General features: G+C 61.3%; 21 protein-coding genes. 2 read left to right on the top strand and 19 right to left on the bottom strand.

Annotation, left to right across the window (positions count from 1 at the left end; genetic code table 11):
• Positions 1-5: 5 nt before the first annotated feature.
• Positions 6-1,337, bottom strand: a complete 1,332-nt coding sequence (gene argA, locus F8562_RS23780) for an amino-acid N-acetyltransferase (protein WP_004853841.1) — start codon at positions 1,335-1,337, stop codon at positions 6-8.
• A gap of 227 nt (positions 1,338-1,564) precedes the next feature.
• Here argA and amiC point away from each other — a divergent pair, with 227 nt between their 5' ends.
• Together amiC and cobD are read left to right on the top strand one after the other, a co-directional pair.
• The gene (gene amiC / locus F8562_RS23785) at positions 1,565-2,818 is read left to right on the top strand and encodes an N-acetylmuramoyl-L-alanine amidase AmiC (RefSeq protein WP_014226651.1); all 1,254 of its coding nucleotides are present in this window, start codon (positions 1,565-1,567) and stop codon (positions 2,816-2,818) included.
• Between the two features lie 17 nt (positions 2,819-2,835).
• Positions 2,836-3,915 carry a threonine-phosphate decarboxylase CobD gene (cobD, locus tag F8562_RS23790; protein WP_014839418.1) on the top strand — a complete coding sequence of 360 codons (1,080 nt, stop codon included), beginning with the start codon at positions 2,836-2,838 and terminating at the stop codon, positions 3,913-3,915.
• A gap of 494 nt (positions 3,916-4,409) precedes the next feature.
• Here cobD and F8562_RS23795 read toward each other — a convergent pair whose 3' ends face one another.
• The 18 genes from F8562_RS23795 to pduD form a co-directional block, all read right to left on the bottom strand.
• Positions 4,410-5,276 (bottom strand): L-threonine kinase, encoded by an 867-nt coding sequence (locus F8562_RS23795; RefSeq protein ID WP_014839417.1) that lies wholly within the window; start codon positions 5,274-5,276, stop codon positions 4,410-4,412.
• 281 nt (positions 5,277-5,557) lie between these two features.
• Positions 5,558-6,772, bottom strand: coding sequence for an acetate/propionate family kinase (locus tag F8562_RS23800; RefSeq protein WP_014839416.1), 1,215 nt, complete (start codon positions 6,770-6,772; stop codon positions 5,558-5,560).
• Positions 6,757-7,209, bottom strand: coding sequence for a propanediol utilization protein PduV (pduV, locus tag F8562_RS23805; protein WP_042946004.1), 453 nt, complete (start codon positions 7,207-7,209; stop codon positions 6,757-6,759). Before pduV ends, F8562_RS23800 begins: the two co-directional genes overlap by 16 nt.
• A 4-nt stretch (positions 7,210-7,213) precedes the next feature.
• Positions 7,214-7,564: a propanediol utilization microcompartment protein PduU gene (pduU, locus tag F8562_RS23810; RefSeq protein WP_000441103.1), complete on the bottom strand. Its 351-nt coding sequence runs from the start codon at positions 7,562-7,564 to the stop codon at positions 7,214-7,216.
• The gene (gene pduT, locus F8562_RS23815) at positions 7,564-8,118 is read right to left on the bottom strand and encodes a propanediol utilization microcompartment protein PduT (protein WP_014839414.1); all 555 of its coding nucleotides are present in this window, start codon (positions 8,116-8,118) and stop codon (positions 7,564-7,566) included. The genes pduU and pduT overlap by 1 nt, the downstream gene beginning before the upstream one ends.
• A 2-nt stretch (positions 8,119-8,120) precedes the next feature.
• Positions 8,121-9,476: a cobalamin reductase PduS gene (gene pduS / locus F8562_RS23820; protein WP_014839413.1), complete on the bottom strand. Its 1,356-nt coding sequence runs from the start codon at positions 9,474-9,476 to the stop codon at positions 8,121-8,123.
• Positions 9,473-10,585, bottom strand: coding sequence for a 1-propanol dehydrogenase PduQ (gene pduQ / locus F8562_RS23825; protein WP_014839412.1), 1,113 nt, complete (start codon positions 10,583-10,585; stop codon positions 9,473-9,475). The genes pduS and pduQ overlap by 4 nt, the downstream gene beginning before the upstream one ends.
• 11 nt (positions 10,586-10,596) lie before the next feature.
• On the bottom strand, positions 10,597-11,988 hold the full coding sequence (pduP, locus tag F8562_RS23830; protein WP_014226644.1) for a CoA-acylating propionaldehyde dehydrogenase PduP: 1,392 nt from the start codon (positions 11,986-11,988) through the stop codon (positions 10,597-10,599).
• Positions 11,985-12,995 (bottom strand): two-domain cob(I)yrinic acid a,c-diamide adenosyltransferase PduO, encoded by a 1,011-nt coding sequence (gene pduO / locus F8562_RS23835; RefSeq protein WP_014839411.1) that lies wholly within the window; start codon positions 12,993-12,995, stop codon positions 11,985-11,987. The genes pduP and pduO overlap by 4 nt, the downstream gene beginning before the upstream one ends.
• A gap of 9 nt (positions 12,996-13,004) precedes the next feature.
• Complete coding sequence (gene pduN, locus F8562_RS23840; RefSeq protein WP_014839410.1) at positions 13,005-13,280, bottom strand: propanediol utilization microcompartment protein PduN; 276 nt, start codon at positions 13,278-13,280, stop codon at positions 13,005-13,007.
• Positions 13,281-13,283: 3 nt separating this feature from the next.
• Complete coding sequence (pduM, locus tag F8562_RS23845; RefSeq protein ID WP_014839409.1) at positions 13,284-13,775, bottom strand: microcompartment protein PduM; 492 nt, start codon at positions 13,773-13,775, stop codon at positions 13,284-13,286.
• Positions 13,772-14,404, bottom strand: a complete 633-nt coding sequence (locus F8562_RS23850) for a phosphate propanoyltransferase (RefSeq protein ID WP_014226641.1) — start codon at positions 14,402-14,404, stop codon at positions 13,772-13,774. The genes pduM and F8562_RS23850 overlap by 4 nt, the downstream gene beginning before the upstream one ends.
• The gene (locus F8562_RS23855; protein ID WP_088167888.1) at positions 14,404-14,886 is read right to left on the bottom strand and encodes a BMC domain-containing protein; all 483 of its coding nucleotides are present in this window, start codon (positions 14,884-14,886) and stop codon (positions 14,404-14,406) included. Before F8562_RS23855 ends, F8562_RS23850 begins: the two co-directional genes overlap by 1 nt.
• Positions 14,887-14,889: 3 nt before the next feature.
• Positions 14,890-15,165, bottom strand: a complete 276-nt coding sequence (pduJ, locus tag F8562_RS23860) for a propanediol utilization microcompartment protein PduJ (RefSeq protein WP_004853788.1) — start codon at positions 15,163-15,165, stop codon at positions 14,890-14,892.
• Positions 15,158-15,535 (bottom strand): propanediol dehydratase reactivase beta subunit PduH, encoded by a 378-nt coding sequence (pduH, locus tag F8562_RS23865; protein WP_014839408.1) that lies wholly within the window; start codon positions 15,533-15,535, stop codon positions 15,158-15,160. The genes pduJ and pduH overlap by 8 nt, the downstream gene beginning before the upstream one ends.
• Entirely contained in the window at positions 15,525-17,357 is a 1,833-nt protein-coding gene (pduG, locus tag F8562_RS23870) for a propanediol dehydratase reactivase alpha subunit PduG (protein WP_014226638.1), read from the bottom strand. The genes pduH and pduG overlap by 11 nt, the downstream gene beginning before the upstream one ends.
• 205 nt (positions 17,358-17,562) lie before the next feature.
• Positions 17,563-18,084: a propanediol dehydratase small subunit PduE gene (gene pduE, locus F8562_RS23875; protein ID WP_004133648.1), complete on the bottom strand. Its 522-nt coding sequence runs from the start codon at positions 18,082-18,084 to the stop codon at positions 17,563-17,565.
• Positions 18,085-18,098: 14 nt separating this feature from the next.
• Entirely contained in the window at positions 18,099-18,773 is a 675-nt protein-coding gene (pduD, locus tag F8562_RS23880) for a propanediol dehydratase medium subunit PduD (RefSeq protein ID WP_004853784.1), read from the bottom strand.

The following is an 18,773-nucleotide window of genomic DNA, read 5'->3' on the forward strand; positions in this document are numbered from 1 at the left end:
AGGGATCAGGCCAGGTCTGCCATCAGCACCTTGGAGCGGCGCTGATAGTTGTACATCTCTTTTTTGCTCTCCGGCAGCAGGTCGACGTCGACCGGCGTAAATCCGCGCTCCTGGAACCAGTGAATGCTGCGGGTCGTAAGAACAAACAGCTTGCTGAGGCCCATTTGCTTCGCCTGCGCGGCTATGCGTTCGAGCAGCACTTCGCCGCGCGATGAGCTGCGGTAATCCGGATGAACCGCCACGCAGGCCATTTCGCCGATCTTCTCTTCCGGGAAAGGATAGAGCGCGGCGCAGGCGATGGTGGTGTTGTCGCGCTGAATAATGGTGAATTTATCGATTTCCATCTCCAGCTGTTCGCGCGAACGCCTGACCAGAATGCCCTGCTGCTCCAGCGGGCTAATCAGCTCGAGGATGCCGCCGATATCATTAATGGTGGCGCGGCGGATCTGCTCGGCGCTCTCCATCACTATCTGGGTACCGATACCGTCGCGTGAGAACAGCTCCTGCAGCAGGGTGCCGTTTTCCTGATAGCTGATCAGGTGGCAGCGGCGCACGCCGCTGCGGCAGGCTTTTACCGCGCCGCGCAGAAAGCGCACGGTGCCGGAGCTGTAGTCTTCGTCCGCTTCCATCTCTTCCACCCGCGCCTGGGCTTCGTTGGGGAACAGCTCGGGGACGATCTCGCCATCCTGATTGTGAACCCCCTGCGATGAGCAGAAGCCGATCATCTTTTCGGCTTTCAGCTTAATCGCCAGCTGGGTCGCAATCTCTTCGGAGGTCAGGTTAAAACTTTCGCCGGTGACCGACACCGCAACCGGGCCCATCAGCACGATTGCGCCGTTATCCAGCTGGCGGTGAATGGCTTCTTCATCGATGCGCCGGATGCGCCCGCTGTGGCAGTAATCCACGCCGTCATCCACGCCTAACGGCTGCGCGATAATGAAGTTGCCGCTGACCACGTTGATATGGGCGCCCTGCAGCGGCGTGTTGTTGAGGCTCATCGACAGGCGAGCGGTAATTTCCAGCTGCAGCATGCCCGCCGCCTGCTTAACCAGCTCGAGCGTTTTGGCGTCAGTCACTCGGGTTTGTTTATGATAAACCGGCTCGTGACGATGCTCCGCCAGGTTGGCATCGATCTGCGGGCGGGCGCCATAGACCACCACCAGACGAATTCCCAGGCTGTGAAGCAGGCCAATGTCATTGACTATACTAGAGAAATTATCATGCTCGATGGCTTCCCCGCCCAGCATGATGACAAACGTTTTACCCCGATGGGCATTAATATAGGGGACAGAATGGCGGAATCCCTCTACCAGTTCGGTGCGACGTTCCTTCACCATGACACAACCTCAATGCATGATTATTCGTAATTACTGTATTTTTATTCTGTTTTGCCGGCAAACGCAAGCCCCAATTTTTGGCTGAGCCGGGAAAACAGTGTGAGCCAAATCAGGGTGTCAAAGATTGTTTACCCTTTTATAGATGACAGGTTATGCGCCTTTCGTTAAAGTTTCCGGTCAATCTGTTTGTTTTAAATACGAATGATTTCTTACTGCTTGGGAGTGGCATGTCGGGATACAAGTCAGGATTAAGCCGCCGCCGATTTTTACAGGGGGCGGGCGCCATGTGGTTAATGAGTGTGAGTCCGGTTGGGTTGGCTGCCGCGGCGCAGGTGGTTGCCGTACGCGTCTGGCCATCATCGACCTACACGCGCGTCACCGTGGAGTCCAACCATATCCTGAAATATCGGCAGTTTGCGCTCAGCAATCCTGAACGTGTGGTGGTGGATCTGGAAGGGGTTAATCTCAACTCCGTACTGAAAGGTATGGGGAGTCAGATTCGCGGTGACGATCCCTATATTCAATCCGCTCGTGTGGGGCAGTTCGATCCGCAAACCGTGCGCATGGTGTTTGAGCTGAAACAGAACGTGAAACCGCAGCTGTTTGCGCTGGCTCCGGTAGCCGGGTTTAAAGAGCGTCTGGTCATGGACCTCTATCCCGCTAACGCCACCGACGTGCAGGATCCGCTGCTGGCGCTGCTCGAAGATTACAACAAAGGCGATCTTCAGCGGCAGGTTCCGCCTGCGGAGAGCGGGCCTAAACCGGGTAAAGCCGGGCGCGATCGACCCATTGTTATCATGCTCGATCCCGGCCACGGCGGCGAAGACTCCGGCGCGGTGGGAAAATACCGCACCCGCGAGAAAGACGTGGTGCTGCAGATTGCCCGACGGCTGCGCGCGCTGATCGAGAAAGAGGGCAATATGAAGGTCTATATGACCCGCAACGAGGATGTCTTTATCCCGCTGAAGGTCCGCGTCGCCAAAGCGCAGAAGCAGCGCGCCGACCTGTTTGTCTCTATTCATGCCGACGCGTTTACCAGCCGCCAGCCCAGCGGATCGTCGGTGTTTGCCCTGTCAACCAAAGGGGCCACCAGTACCGCGGCTAAATATCTGGCGCAGACCCAGAACGCCTCTGACCTGATCGGCGGCGTCAGCAAAAGCGGCGATCGCTACGTCGACCACACGATGTTCGACATGGTGCAGTCGCTGACCATCGCCGACAGCCTGAAGTTCGGCAAGGCGGTGCTGGAAAAGATGGGCAACATTAATAACCTGCACAAGAACCGGGTTGAGCAGGCGGGCTTCGCGGTGCTGAAGGCGCCGGATATTCCATCGATTCTGGTGGAAACCGCGTTTATCAGTAACGTCGAAGAAGAGCGTAAATTGAAAACGGCGAAATTCCAGCAGGAAGTTGCAGAGTCGATTCTGGCAGGGATTAAAGCCTACTTCGCCGACGGCGCGACGCTGGCAAGGCGAGGGTAACGCAACAGGAAAGTGAAATGGCTCTATTAAAGAGCGCGCACGGCGGCAATATCCGCGAGGCCGCCGCGCTTATGGGCATCTCTGCGGCGCAGCTGCTGGATTTTAGCGCCAACATCAACCCGCTGGGGATGCCGGAAAGTTTAAAGCGCGCCATCCTCGACAATATGGCCTGCGCCGAACGCTACCCTGACGTTGAGTATCAGCAGCTGCACCTTGCGCTGGCGGAACACCATCAGATCCCCGCCTCGTGGATCCTCGCCGGAAACGGCGAAACCGAAGCGATCTTTACGCTGGTTCAGGGGCTGAAGCCGCGCCAGGCGATGATCGTCACCCCGGGCTTTGCCGAATACCGCCGGGCGCTGCAGTCGGTGGACTGCGCGGTGCGGGAATTTCTGCTGCGCGAGGCGGATGGCTGGCAGCTCACCGGGGCGATTCTTGACGCCCTGACGCCGGATCTGGACTGCTTATTTCTCTGCTCGCCGAACAATCCTACCGGCCTGCTGCCCGAGCGCCGTCTGCTGGAGATGATTGCTGAACGCTGTCAGTCGCTGGGCATCGCCCTGATTCTCGATGAAGCGTTTATCGATTTTATCCCCGACGAGCCGGGATTTATTCCGCTGCTGAGCCACAACCCGCACGTGTGGGTGCTGCGTTCGCTGACCAAATTTTATGCCATTCCCGGCCTGCGTCTGGGGTATCTGGTCAATGGCGATGCGCGGGCGGTGGCGAGAATGCGCGAGCGCCAGATGCCGTGGTCGATAAACGCGTTTGCCGCCCTGGCGGGGGAGATCATTCTCCAGGATAGCGCCTACCAGCAGCAAACCTGGCAGTGGCTGGCGGAGGAGGGGCAGCGCTTTTACCATCAGCTGCGCCATATTCCCGGCCTGACGGTCTATCCCGGGCGGGCAAACTATCTGTTTCTGCGCTGCGACGTGGCGGATCTGGATCTGCAATACGCGATGCTGCAGCAGCACATCCTGATCCGCAGCTGCGCCAACTACCCGGGGCTCGACGGGCGCTACTTCCGCGTCGCGATCCGCAGCCAGCAGGAAAATACCCGGCTGCTGGCGGCCTTCAGGCGGATATTTAACGAGTAGATGTCTGCCGCCATTGTTCTTCTGCGGTTCTCCCGGTGGCGCTGCGCTGACCGGGCTACGGGTTTACAGCCGTCTGCGGGCCGGTAGCCCGCCTCCGGGGAAGGTGCACAGCATGAGGTTTTGTTGCGGTCTTCTTCCCGGCTCGCGCTACGCTTAGCCGGGCTACGGGTTCATAGCCGTCTGCGGGCCGGTAGCCCGGACAGGCGCGCAGCGCCGCCTCCGGGGAAGGTGCACAGCATGAGGTTTTGTTGCGGTCTTCTCCCCGGCTCGCGCTGCGCTTAGCCGGGCTACGGGGTTACAGCCGTCTGCGGGTCGGTAGCCCGGGTAAGGCGCGCAGCGCCGCAACCCGGGGAATGCGCCGGAATGAATGCATCGATGCGGCTTCTCCCCGGCTCGCGCTGCGCTTAGCCGGGCTACGGGTTCATAGCCGTCTGCGGGCCGGTAGCCCGGGTAAGGCGCGCAGCGCCGCAACCCGGGGCATGGCTGCGGAAGCGTTAGCGCAGCTCGACGCCGCCCTGCACCATGCGCAGCAGGTGCTGCCGGGGCCAGAGCTCGCTAAGCCGCGTCTCTCCCAGCCGTCGCTGCAAATACTCAATATCGTGACGCTGGCGGTCGAGCATCAGGCCGACCACGCTGCCGCTGTGCGCCACGTTAATACCGTATAAATCGCACTCTTCCACCAGCCCCCGCAGCGTATCAAACCCCGGCTTCGGCAGCAGATGCTGGCTGGCGACGGCGCTGAGCGTCGCGGCCTCTCCCATCCGCCGCGGATTATCCGTCTCGCAGGCCAGCTGAACTTTCTCCCAGGCTAGTTGCAGAGACGCGGAGTGGGCGTGCAGTTTTTCAAGCCGGGGAAGTCGGTGGTAATCGGTGGTCAGCAGAGTGGCGGGGCTTTCCAGCACCAGCAGATCGAGCTGCGGCTGGCTGCCGCAGGCAATCTGCGTGGCGGCGGTGTTGTGGTCGAACAGGGTCAGCTGGCGGAACAGGGTGCTGTCGGTGGGCTCCAGGGAGACGCAGAGCCGGGCGAGGGTGGTTTCATCCAGCGGATGGCCGAGATGATGCGCGGTGGCCACCGCCGTCGCGGCGATATCCGCGGTGCTGCTGGCCATCCCCTTGGCGACCGGAATCGTGGAGCAAATATCGATCCGAATCTCCTTGCTGAGCGCCGGCGGATAACGCCAGTAGCTCAGCAGCCGGTCGACCATCGCCCGCGCCAGCGGACGTTCATCCGCGCGAGGCGAACCGTAGTCCACCTCGACGGTGCTGTACCAGTCAACGGGGCAGGAGACCAGCTTCTCGCTGCCGAGGATCCAGCCCTGGATGAGTTCACCGCAGGAGGCGGGGCATTGTGCTACGGCCACGTATTCACCTTTTTACCCGTTATACTTCAAGCTACAGGGGCGTTGGCTGCTCTCATTCACCCCAGTCACTTACTTATGTAAGCTCCTGGGGACTCACTCGTTTGCCGCGTTACTCGGCCTGCGGCCTCGCCCCTACGGGGCCAGCGCAAGCGCTGTTCAAAGCACAAGTGCTTTGTCCTGTAACTTGAATTATTTAGGGTAAAGTTTCAGAATTTTAAGCGCATAGTGTCATGCCGATCCGGCTATTACCATGATTCACCGCAACTTGCCGGGCGGCGAGCTCAGGCTGAAACGGTTAATGTCTGCGCTTCGGGAAGCGCCAGGCGCATCACATCGCGGGCAATCATCAGCTCTTCATTGGTATTAATGACCGCCACTTTGACCATCGCATTCTCGGCCTGGATAAAGGTGGCGTTGTGCTGGTTTTTCTCTTCATCGACCGACAGCCCGAGGAAATTCAGGTTATGGCAGATGGCGCTCCTGGCGCGGGCGGAGTTTTCGCCGATGCCGCCGGTAAAGATCAGCGCGTCCAGGCCGCCCATCTGCATAATATAGCTGCCGATGGTGGCGCGGATGCGCTCGGCAAACAGCGAGAGCGCCAGGGCCGCCCGACGATTGCCGCTGTCCGCCGCCTGCTCGACATCGCGATAATCGTGCGACACGCCGGAAACGCCCAGCAGGCCGGACTCGTTATTCAGCAGCTGATTAAGCTGCTCCGGCGTTTGCCCCTTATGCAGCGCCAGCCACGGTAGAATCGACGGATCGATATCGCCGCTGCGGGTGCCCATCATCACGCCGGACTGCGGCGTAAAGCCCATTGAGGTGTTAACCGAGCGCCCGCCTTTGATTGCGCATACGCTGCTGCCGTTGCCGAGATGGCAGCTCACCACGCGCAGGGCGCTCAGCGGCACGCCCAGCTTTTCCGCCAGCGTCGCGCTGACGTACTTATGGCTGGTGCCGTGGAAGCCGTAGCGGCGAATGCCCAGCTCGCTGTAGTAGCGCCACGGCAGCGGATAGATAAAGGCGCGCTCGTCCAGCGTCTGGTGAAAAGCGGTATCAAATACCGCCACCGACGGCGTTTCGGGCAGCAGCTGGCGGAAAACGTTAATGCCCAGCGCGTTGACCGGGTTGTGCAGCGGGGCCAGCTCCGCCAGGCGCTCGATTTCCGCTAAGGTATCATCGGTGACCGGCGTCGAATCTTTAAAGCGCTCTCCGCCGTGCGCCACGCGGTGGCCGACGCCGTCAATATCCTGCAAACTCTGGATAATCCGGTGGTCGAGGAGCTTTTCCAGCAGCAGGGTGACCGCTTCACGGTGATCGGCAATCGGCGCCGTCTCCTGCCATTTCTGCGCCGGCGTTTTGAGGGTCACCTGGGCGTTTGCCATGCCGATACGTTCAATCAATCCCTGGCAGAGCATATCGCCCTGAGGCATCTCCAGCAGCTGGAATTTTAACGATGAGCTGCCGGCATTAATGGCCATTATTTTGTAAGACATAGAGGTTCCTTCGAATTCAGAAAATCCAGCACGGCATCAAGACCCAGATTATTCAGCGCGCTGGTGACAAAAATCTGCTGCGCCCCAGCCTGCCTGAGCCACTCCTCGATGAGCGATAACCGCTGCGGGTCGGCCAGGTCGGCTTTGGTGACCAGGCCAATCGTCGGGCGGTTCATCGGGGCGGTAAAACCCGGAGAAAACGGCGACCACTGGGCGTCGGCGTTCAGCACCAGAGCGATAACGTCGGCCTCGCAGGCGCTGGTCAACAGAGCGCTATAAAGGCAGCGGTTCTCCAGATATTCGCCCGGCGTGTCGATGGCCATCGGCGACCATTCAATCGTCTGGGTTTTCTTGTAATGGAGCGCTTCGCCGCGCAGGCCCTGGGTCAGCGAGGTTTTGCCGCACTGGCTGGGGCCGATAAACATCAGACGTTTCATCGCGCTACGTCCGGGTTATTGAGCAGGTAGTAAACTGCATCATCTCGCCCAGGGTGCGCGTCACCTGCTTGAGGGCGTACTCGACGGCGGAAACGTCGCCGGTCAGCACCACGGCGCCGGTAAAGCGGTCAAGAAAACCGATCTCCACCGCGCCGGATTTGGTGGCGATATCGCAGGCGATAATCGACGCCTCGCTGGGCGTAATGGTGAGGATGCCGATGGCGGAAACCGCATCCTGCAGGCCGAGCTTCTTAAAGAGATCTTTCCCGGGGTTGGCAATCAGGTGCGCGAGGGTCACCTGTTTCCCGGGAACGTATTCCTGAATCATGCGATCCGTGGTCGGCTGTCTTTCCATTATCCCTCCACCATCTGTCGCCACATGGCTTCATGCGGGCGCGGGATCACCGAACGGTAGACCAGCAGCCCTTTTTCGCCCGCGCTTTCGCTGGCTACCGTAACCGCGTTGTTGACGTCGGAAACGTCGCCCGCCACCACCATGTAGCATTTACCGCCGATGCCGAAGGCCATATGCACCCGCACCAGCGTGACGTTGGAGGCTTTCACCGCCCGATCGGCGGCGCTGATGCAGGCCGCAACGCTCCAGGTTTCAACGATGCCGACCGCCTGGCGCTTGTCCACGCTGTTCAGGCCGCTGATGGCCGGAAGGACGCTGGGGTGAATATTCGCCAGCACCAGGCTGTCGACGAGCATTTCGCCGGCCTGCGAGGCACCGGTTTCAATAGCCTGCTGGATAGCGCCGATATCCCCGCCGAGCATCAGTAAAAACTTACCCGGGCAGATAGTCTTGCTGACCAGCAGATTGACGTTGGCGCTTTTCAGCATTGCATCGCCGAGTTCCATTCCTTTGGCAATGCTGGTGAGTTCTAAAATTCCTATAGCCTGAGACATGGTTAACCTCTTACCACCGTGATGGCCTGTTCGCTGATGGCCGCAACCACGCCGTCGATGCTGGCGTGAATCGGCGCGCCTAGTGCGCCTGCCGGGATATCGGCAACGCATTGCCCGCGCGTAACGCGCTCTCCCACCGCAACGTTCGCTACCGCGCTGGCGCCGATATGCTGGCGCAGCGGCAACGTCACGGTTTCTACTGCCGGTTCGTCCTCCACCAGCGGCGCCTCCTGATACCAGGGGCTCAGCCCCAGTTTGGCGATCAGCCGCTTCACCGGCACGAGGCGATATTTCGCCATTTCGTCGGCCGGATAGAGCGGCCCTTCATAGCGCTGGTTTTGCGCCCGCAGCTCGCGTTTGAGCATGCGGTTGATGCGCATCGGCGAGATCCCCACCGGGCAGGCCACGCTTTCGCAGACGTTGCACTCCGAGCAGGTGAGGGCGCTCAGCAGCAGCTGCGGCGTGGCGGCCTGATGAAAGTTCACCGCCCGCACCAGCAGGTGCGGAGAGAGTTCGTGGCCGATCAGATGCCGCGGGCAGAGATCGGTACACAGTCGGCACTGTTCGCAGACGGTACGGGCCACGGAAAGCACCGTGCGCTCGTCCTGCATCCGCCGCTGGATAAGCGGATGGCTTTTCGGCAGCACCAGCAGGCCGCCGGTGGTTTTGGTCACCGGGCTATCGAGAGAGGTAATCAGGCCGCCCATCATCGGGCCGCCGTTAATAAAACCGGGGTCGTCGACCGTCGCGCCGCCCGCCAGCGCCAGCACTTCGCGCAGCGACATGCCGATGGGGACGGTGACGGTCAGCGGCCGGGCGACCGCGCCGTTAACGGTCAGCGTGCGGCGGGTCACCGCAAACTGCTGCTCAACCGCGCGGGCCATGTTGAGGACCGTTTGCACGTTATTCACCACGACCCCGACGCTGGCCGGCAGCGCGGCGGGCGCGACCCGGCGACCGGTAGCCAGCCAGATAGTCAGCACCTCATCGCCTGCGGGATAGACATCCGGCAGAATATGCAGGCGAATACCGGCAGGCAGCAGCGGGGTGAGCGCATCGATAGCCCGGCGGTACTTCTCTTTCAGGGCTATCACCCCTTCGCGCGCGCCGGTTGCCGTCATCGCGTACTGCACGCCGCGGACAAGACGTGCAGCCTGCTGCCACATCAGCTGCTGGTCGACCTTGAGCATCGGTTCGCACTCGGCGGCGTTCACCAGAAAAATCTCTACCTGCGCCTGCAGCTTCACGTGGGCGGGAAACCCCGCGCCCCCCGCGCCGACCACGCCCGCCGCGCGCACGCGCTCGCGGATCTCCTCGGCGCTCCAGGCCATTTCAGCAGCGTTGACGGCGGTACTCATAGCAGATCCTCCAGCAGTTCCTGAATCTCCCCGGCGCTGGCCGGGCGAGGATTGGTGCGTAGCGTCACGTCAGCCAGCGCGGCCTGCACCATTGCCGAAATACGCGCTGAGTACTGGGATCGTCCCTCTTTCAGCGCGACCGCCAGTGACGGCAGCGCGCAGCGCTGCTTGAGCCGTTCGATTTGCTGGATCAGCGCATTGATCGCCGTACTATCGCTGGCATCTGCCGGACAAAAGCCGCAGGCTTTGGCCAGCCGGGCGTAGCGTTTTGCGGCGCGCGGATGACCGGCGTTAAAGCGGATAACCGCGGTTAACAGCAGCGCGTTGGCCAGCCCGTGCGGCAGATGAAACTGCCCGCCGAGCTGGTGGGCGATGGCGTGGTTAAGCCCCAGCCCCGCCTGGCTGAACGCCATCCCGGCAAGCGTTGAGGCATTGTGCATTTTCCCGCGCGTCGCCACGCAGTCGCCTTTTTCCACCGCCGTGGACAGATACTGAAACACCAGCCTGGCGGCTTTTTCCGCCAGCGCGTCGGTAAAGTCGCTGGCGTGCGGAGAGACCCACGCCTCCAGCGCGTGGGTCAGCACGTCCATGCCGGTGTTGGCCGTAATCTGCGGCGGCACGCTGACCACCAGATCCGGGTCAAGGATCGCCATATCGGGATAGAGCGCATTGTCGAACAGCGGATACTTGATGCCTTTATCCGGGTCGCTAATCACGCAGGCGCTGGTCACTTCCGAACCGGTACCGCTGGTGGTTGGTATCGCCACGCAGGTTTCGATATTGATGCCGCTCTGCTGGCTGAACCAGACGATGGCTTTCGCCGCGTCCATCGCCGATCCGCCGCCGAAGCCGATGACCACCTGCGGCTGCAGGGCCTGCATTTGCGCAATGCCCTGCACCACGGTATGGATAGTGGGGTCCGGGGTTATCTCGCTAAAGACGCTGATGCGGTTATCTGCGGGCAACGCCTGACGCAGGGTTTCCAGCAGCGGCGAGCGCGCAAGAAAGCCATCGCAGATGATCCAGATATGCTTGTGGGTAAAGCGCCTGAGCACCGCCAGGCTACCCTGACCGCTGTACAACCGCGTTTGTAGTGAGAAAGTCTTCATCGCGACCTCGGTTAGCGAATGGAAAAGCCGTTGGTCAGCACGCAGCGACGGGAGCGGGCAAAGGTGCGCGCCGAGGTTGTCCCTTCACCGGTCGGCGTGGCGATAGTAAAGGTGGTAAAGCCTTCGCCGCCGACGCCAATCCCGGCATAAGAGGGGCCGTTCTTAACGAATATCGAGGTTTGCAGAGTGCGGGCCGCGAGGTTCAGGCGCGAGACATTTTGCGAGTGCATAATGGCGGTATGATGCAGCCCCTCTTCAACCTTCAGCGCCAGCGCCAGCGCGCTATCGAAATCGCTGACTTTCACCACCGGCAGCATCGGCATCAGCTGCTCGCTGGTGACCCACGGATCGTCGGCGTTAACCAGCGCTATCAGCAGACGCGGCGCTTTCGCCGGAACGGCGATCCCGGCCGCTTCCAGCATGGCCGATGGGCTTTTGCCGACCAGTTTCTTATTCGCCTGGCCCTCTGGCAGGCAGGCGGCGCGGAGTTTGTCGGTGTCGGCAGGGCTCAGCAGCAGCGCGCCGAAGGTTTGCATTTGCTGCACCAGACGTTCGGCGACGCTCTCCACCACAATCAGGCTCTTCTCGGCAATGCAGGGCAGGTTGTAATCGAACGAGGCGCCGTTGATGATATCTTCCGCCGCTTTGACCAGATCCGCCGTTTCATCGACGATGCAGGGCGGGTTGCCCGCGCCGGCGCCGATCACTTTTTTACCGCTCTTCATGCCCATCGCCACAATGCCGGGGCCGCCGGTGATAGCGAGGACCGCAATGCGCGGATGGGCCATCATCTGCTGGGTGGCTTCAAACGTCGGTTCCGCCACGGTGACCACCAGATTGCGGATGCCGCAGCAGCGGAAGGCAATCTCTTCAATCATGCTAATCAGCTTCAGAGAGACCTTTTTTGCTCCCGGATGCGGGCTGAAATAGACGCTGTTGCCCGCCGCCAGCATGCTGATGCTGTTGTTGATGATGGTTTCCGTCGGGTTGGTGCTCGGCGCGACCGACCCGATAACGCCAAACGGCGAATACTCAAACAGCACCATGCCGCCGTCGCCGGTCAGCGCGGTGGTGGTGAGATCTTCCACGCCCGGCGTGTTGTCCAGCGCAGCCTTGTTTTTCAGGAGTTTATCTTCTTTGTTGCCCATCCCCGTTTCATTGGCGCTCTCTTCCGCCAGCGCGGCCAGGTGCGGCGTCAGCTCCTGACGGATTGCGCTGATGATGGCGCTGCGGGTTTTCAGCGGGCACTGCTGATAACGTAAGAACGCCTGGTGCGCGGCGTCGATAGCCTCGCTGACGGACTGAAAAATCCCTTTGCCCTGCGGCTGGACCGGCGTTTGCCCCGGGGTTAACTGTTCGCTAAGAATGGTGCGAATAAGGGTTTCGAGTTCGGAAGTATTCATTGATGAGTTCCCACGTTAATGGCCGCGATGGCGGCCAGTGCTATGTCCATGTCCTGCTCAACGCTGCCGCCGCTGATGCCAAGACCCCCGATTAATAAGCCGTCGCGCCACAGGGCGTAACCGCCGCCAAAGGTGACCACTTTTCCCTGTAAATGCGTTTCGAGGCCATAAAGCGCGGCGCCCGGCTGAACGGCGTCGCTCAGCTCATGGGTCGCCGTTTTCATCGCCACCGCGGTCCAGGCCTTTTTCGGCGCCAGCTCGCTGCTGACCAGCAGAGCGTCCGGCATCCGCCAGGTCACGGTTTCGGTGCCGTGCGCGTCAACGATGCTGATCACCACCGGCACCTTTAGCTGCTGCGCGCGCTCAACGGCGGCGCGGGTGAGCTGGTGCAGATCGTGGAATGAGAGGGCCACGGGCGTCGCCTCTTTGCTGCGGCTCGGCTGGCTGGCGGCCAGATAGCGCCGGCTTACTTCGCGGATGATGTTGTTCTGGTGCGCATCGCTATCTTCCGCGCGCGCCAGGGCGTACAGGCAGTCTGACAAGCGATTGATGTAGCGCATCAGCACCTGGCGCACGGTGACTTCCGCCGCCAGCTCAACCAGCCGGCGTTCGGCCCGGCGGGCCAGCGTGCGGGCAAAATGCAGGCGGCTCGCGGCTTCGCAGCGGCCGGGTAAAATAAAGCTGTGCAGCGGTTCGACGCGGGCCATGGCCCGATCGATAGCGGCTTCCAGAGCGGAAATATCTTCGCTGCTGATGTAGCGCTGTTTCGGCGACGGCCGTTCGCTGTCGCTGGCCAGTTCTGCGCTAAACCAGAAAATTTGCTGCTGGATAGCTTCGAGCAGGGCGCGGTGGTGTTTATCCGCGGCGGCGCAGGCGCACAGGCTCAGCGCGGCGTTGAGCTCATCCAGCGTGCCGTAGGCTTCAACCCGCGGGTGGGTTTTGCTCACCCGCTGGCCGGTAAAGAGTGAGGTGGTGCCAGCGTCGCCCGTTCGGGTATAAATCGCCATAGTCGCTCCTTAACGTGAAAGCGTATCGACAATGCCGACAACGGCGAGGTCGATGGCCTCGTTTGGCCCGGAAAAAACGTGCCTGGCGCTGGAGCCGCCGCTGAGCAGCACCAGCTCGCCAACCCCCGCGCCGACGGAATCCACGGCGACTTCATCGCCGGAGGTCGGCGAGGTGGGGAGCTCGCCATCGGCGCTGACCCGCCGCACCAGCAGCAGCTTTTTGCCGACCAGGGAAGGCGATTTTTGCGTGGAGACAACCGCGCCCGTGACTCGTGCCAGATGCATGATTTACTCCTGCTTAATGAGTTCAATATTCCGCACCTGCGCCGCGTCGCGCGCCAGCGCGGTCACGAGGCATTTGCGGTGGATAACCAGGCGCCCCTGGCCCAGCGGCGCGACGTCGCGATAGCTCAGCACCGAACCCGCGTGCAGGATCAGCGGCACTCCGCGCTCGTCGGTGAAGTTCACCGGCAGGCGGGCCAGTTTTTTAACCGGGATAACCGGCAGCAGCTGGCGGTGCAGGGTGAGCTGTACGCGGAGGCCAAAAGCCAGCGCGTCGTGAATGTTGCGGGCCGCGGGATCGTCGGTTTCCGCCTCCGTCAGCTGGCCCAGCAGGGGCAGGTCGACGAGCAGAATGCGCAGCGACGCGTGCTGGCAGAACAGGCTCCGGCAGTCGGCATCGCGCAATTGCGCCACGCTCAGCGTCGCCGTGCTATGGGCGCGACGCTGCAGCCGGGAGACAATCTCCTCCACGATGCGCTGCAGAACTTCGCCGTTCATCGCGGGCCTACCAGCCGGGCAAAGACCTGCGGGTTATCGGCGCCGGCGGCGTTGGCTTCATCGGTATCGATGTGCATTTCGAGGCGCATATCCGGCGAAACGCGAACCGCTACGTTGTTGAAGATCAGCCCGCGCGCGTCGCCTTCAATGGCCACCGAAACTCTGTCGCCGTGGGCGACCCGCAGGATCAGCGCATCGAGCGGCGACATATGAATATGCCGCTGCGCGACGATAACCCCTGACGCCAGCTCCAGCTCGCCAAAAGGGCTGACCAGGCGGATGCCCGGTGTCCCTTTCAGATCGCCGGACATCCTCAGCGGTGCCGCAACCCCCAGGGTTCGGGCATCGGTACGCGAGATTTCCACCTGGCTTACCGAGCGCAGCGGACCGAGCAGGCGCACATTTTTAAGCTGCCCCTTCGGCCCCACCAGGGTGACGGTTTGCTCCGCGGCGTACTGTCCCGGCTGCAGCAGCGCCTTTTTCTCGCTGATGGGATGGCCGGGGAACAGGCGTTCGTAATCCGCCGCCGACAGGTGGATATGACGATTTGAAACCCCCAGCGGGATGGGGCGTAGCCGCATCTCGTCGAGAACTTTGCTGACCGTTGATTCCAGAAGCTGTTTATCCATTACGCTTCACCTCGCTTGCCGGGATGAATGCAAAGCGAGCGCGGCTCACCCTTCTGGCGTGGACATTTTGGATCGAGGCACAGGTTGCAGCTGACCACGCCGTGTTGCTGGGGAAGCTCTTCTGCTGGCGCTGGCGAAACGACATCAGCCGTCCCTGACGCTTCAGGTTCAGGTTGCATGACGGAGGGCGGGGGAGCCTCCGCGCGCAGGATCCCTTCTCCGGGCCTGGCGATGACTTTGTGGGCCACCAGGCCGTTTCGCTGCCCGGCAAACTGTGCGCCGGTGGTGATGGCCGCCTGCACGGAGGCCACATCACCGGTAATTTTAATCACCGTCCAGCCTGAACCATTGGTCTTTTCGAGGGCGACCAGCGTGATAGAAGCGGATTTCGCCATGATATCGGCGCAGCTGATAGCCAGTGCCAGACCACAAACTTCAAGTAATCCCAGTGATTGCTTCACGCGGTGCTCCTTATTCGCCATCAATCAGGCTGATTTCGGTAAAATGGCCTCAACGTCGCTGTGCGGACGCGGGATCACGTGGCAGGATTTCACTTCGCCCACCGCGCTCGCCGCCGCGCTGCCCGCGTCTACCGCCGCTTTGACCGCGCCGACGTCGCCGCGCACCATTACGGTGACGAGGCCCGAGCCAATTTTTTCGTAGCCGACCAGCTGCACGTTGGCGGATTTCACCATCGCATCGGCGGCCTCAATGGCGCCCACTAACCCTTTTGTTTCAACCAGTCCCAGTGCGTTATTCATCCTGCTGTTCTCCTGTTGCTTCGCTATTCAGATCCCGGAAAGGGATCCCTTTGACCAGCCGTGCCGCGTTATTACCGGTGTTGCGATGGGCCTGACTGTCCTGATGATGCATCAGCGTAAAAAGCGGCGCCGATGCGGGTAAATTCTTGTAGTGCACGACCAGCGTATGGCGGTCGCAGGCGATGCCCACCAGCAGCGGCGAGCTGCGCGCCGCCTGCCAGGCGCTGTCCACGACCTCTCCGGCCGGGTGATGCTGGAGCCGGAAAGGGATACCTTCCTCTTCGATACCCAGCAGCACTTCGCGCCACAGGCCGTCGCAGCCGTCGATGACGGCGATCGCGATGGCCGGGGCGCTGTGATTACCGTTCATGCGCAAACTCCTTATGCCAGGAGAGAATCAGGCCGGTGGCCACCGCGTTTCGGGGGCCCTCGCTGCCGCGAATATTTCCCCGTCCGGCAACCAGGCGGTAGTGAGCCAGCGCATCGGTGACCAGCTGCGGGACTTCGAAATCCAGCGACGAACCGCCGACCAGCACCACGAACGGAATATCGCGAATGTTGCCGGTGGGGCTGACCTGACGCAGCGCGCGCAGGGCGTTGGTGACAAAGACCCGCTCTTTGGCGCTGCGGCGAATGGCGCGCACTTTTTCCAGCGCTAAATCGCCGGGCAGCGGCACCAGTTCGTCCGCTTTCACCACGCAGACGCGGGCGAACACGGCGGGCGGCAGCGGCGTGGAGAAGAACTGCACGCTGCCGTCCTCGTGGCGTAAATGGAACAGGCTTTCCACCTTAGCCAGCGGGTACTTCTTGATCTCTTCCGCCAGATAGCGGTCTTCCAGCCCCAGCTCGCGGGCAATAATCATCGTCACCATGTCGCCTGCGCCGGCGAGATGGGTGGCGATGATGTCGCCTTTGGGGTTGATGATGGAGGCATCGGTGGAGCCCGCGCCGAGGTCGAGGATCGCCAGCGGTCGGGTGGTGCCCGGCGTGGTCAGCGCCCCCAGGATGGCGGCTTCGGCCTCTGCGCCGCCGATCTGCACGTCGATATTGAGCTTCTGCTCGATTTCGCGGGCGATCATTGCCATCTGCAGGCGATCCGATTTCACCATCGAGGCGATGCCCACGGCCTGCTCCAGCGAGAACTCCCCGGCGAGACCGCCGGTGACGCTCACCGGTACCGAGGTATCAACGGCCAGCAGGTCCTGAATAAATATTTCGCTGCTCGGCTTGTTGGTCAGCTCGGCCATGGTCTGGCGCACGTGTTCCAGCATGCCGCCGATATTGGTGCCGGATTCGCCGGTGACGTTATCGAGCCTGCCGCAGCCGTCGACCGCTTTCATGATGGCTTCGGCGCCGGCGGCCACATCCACGCGCACGCTACGGCCCTGGGCCAGCAGCTCAAGATTACCGGCGGGTATCGCCCGCGCTTTGACGTCGCCGGATGGCGTTTTGACCACCACGGCGGAACGGTTGCCAATCAGCGCCCGGGCCATCGGGACGATGTTCTTCGTCTCCTCGGGGCTGAGGTTAAAGACGGTGGCGATGCCGTAAGGGTTAGAGAGGGTTTCGATGACCTTCCCCGGAACGGCGACCTCAATCGCCGCCAGCATCCCCAGCGGAATGCGGTCGATGTACAGCACTTCGTCAACGATCGGCAGCGGTTTTTCCAGCCGGTTGCTGACCAGCACGCCATCGTCGCGCTGTAAAATGACGCCGGTAATCTGATACCCGGCGCGCAGGGAAGCGTTAATCACGCTGGCGATATCGGCAAAATCGAACGCCGACGACACCACCAGGATATAGGGCGCGTCCGCCGGGCGGGTTAGCAGCTCCTGCGGCGTAATGGTGATGCCTGTGCCAAGCCCCGCGCCGCCGGGCGTTTTCGGGTTATGGCCGATCATGGTCGATTCGGTGATGATGGTTTCGGTAATGGTTTCCATCGCCACATCGCCAATCACCGGCGTCGCTTCGTTGATGCGGATGAGCGAAATATCGCTGACGGCGATCCCGGCGCCTCTGGCGACGAGGGCGAGCGCCTCCTGAATCCCGAACACGTTACGCAACGTGCCTTTGATTCCGGTGGTTTCCGCCAGCGCGCTGTGGGTTATCGTCAGCGCGCCAGCCTCATCCAGGGTCGCCAGGGCGACTTCCGTCGATGAGTTGCCGATATCAATGCCAGCTATATATCGCATCACATACCCCTTTTCTCGTCGTACTTCAAACTGCCTTTTTGTTGGCTGCGTTCTTTCACCCGAATCACTTACTACAGTAAGCTCATCGGGGTTATGAGGGACATCCCTGTCCCTCACTAAAGCCAGCCTATGGCTGTTCAAATTCGTTCCAGACGAATTTGTCACTCACTTGCCGCCTCAATGCATCTCGAATTACTTAGAGAAGTTAATCGTCGCCTTTGAGTTTTTTACGCTCGACGTACAGCGTGGCCGCTTCGCGAACGAAAGCGGCGCAAATCTTCGCCTGATAGCGGCTTTCGAGATCGTCGGCGATCGCCAGCAGCTCCTCTTTCGTCGAGCGATAGGGGCGGAGGGCGTTGTAGATTTCAAGAATGCGATCGTCCGGTACCGCGGTCAGCTCGGCGGCGCGCTCGAAGTTCATCGCCAGCCGGTCGCGGCCCGCGTCTTTGGCAATAGAGGCCTGTAAGCGCAGGGTTTCCGGGGTAATACGCATATCCTGGGCGGTGACTTTATTGCTCAGCACGTTTTCCAGCGTAAAGTCGTCCAGCGTTTTATTGGTGGCGGTTTTCACCCATTCCGGGTGCTTGTTCGCCAGCGGGTAGTCGCTGACCCTGGCGCTACGGGACGCGCCGCCAGCCGCCGGAGCCGCCGCAGGCGCCTCGCCCTGCAGGCTGTTCATGCGGCTCAATACGTCGCGTACCATCGATTCAATTGCGTCGGTATTCATGGAGTTATCCTTTATCAAAGCGCCACGCGCAGTTCCTGCGGGTTTTTGCCCGTCACCACGTACTTGGTCTCTTTAATGTGCAAAATGGCCGATTTCGCCTGGTACTTCGGCCGCGCCATCTGGTCATTCAGCGTCGGGACCGGCTGCGGCGATTCGCGTTTCGCATAGCGGGCGGCGTTTTTGCCGATCTGGCGATAGGTTTCCAGGGTCAGCAGCGGCGCCTGCGGGAACAGCTCCAGGTTAGAGAGCGGCGGCAGCCCCTGCTGGTGGATCACCGTGGTGCCTTTCGACTGGATGCCGATAGAGATGCCGGAGCCGCTCAGGCGATTGCCTTCAACGGCGACGAAGGCCACGTCGGAGGATTTAAAGCAGCGAATCACGCGCGCCTTAATGCCTTCTTCTTCAATACCGGCAATGACTTCGCGCAAAATGCTCTTATGCGGGATGCCGACGATATTGACGGTCTGCGCCAGGCCGAAAGCCGGGCCGACGGCGATAATCACTTCGTCCTGCTGGGTTCCCTGACGCGCTTCGCCCACTTCCGTCAGGAAGCCGTCGCCGGCGGGCGGCGTGGCCTGGGGCGCCGCGGAGGCCGCCGGCGCATTAAACGAGACCGGTTTATCGCTGCCCTTCATCTCGCTGAGCACGTCTTCAATTATCTGGCGCAGCAATTTTTCATTAATTTCCAT

The organism is Klebsiella sp. RCJ4 (assembly GCF_009025755.1).
Classification (GTDB): Bacteria; Pseudomonadota; Gammaproteobacteria; order Enterobacterales; family Enterobacteriaceae; genus Klebsiella; species Klebsiella michiganensis.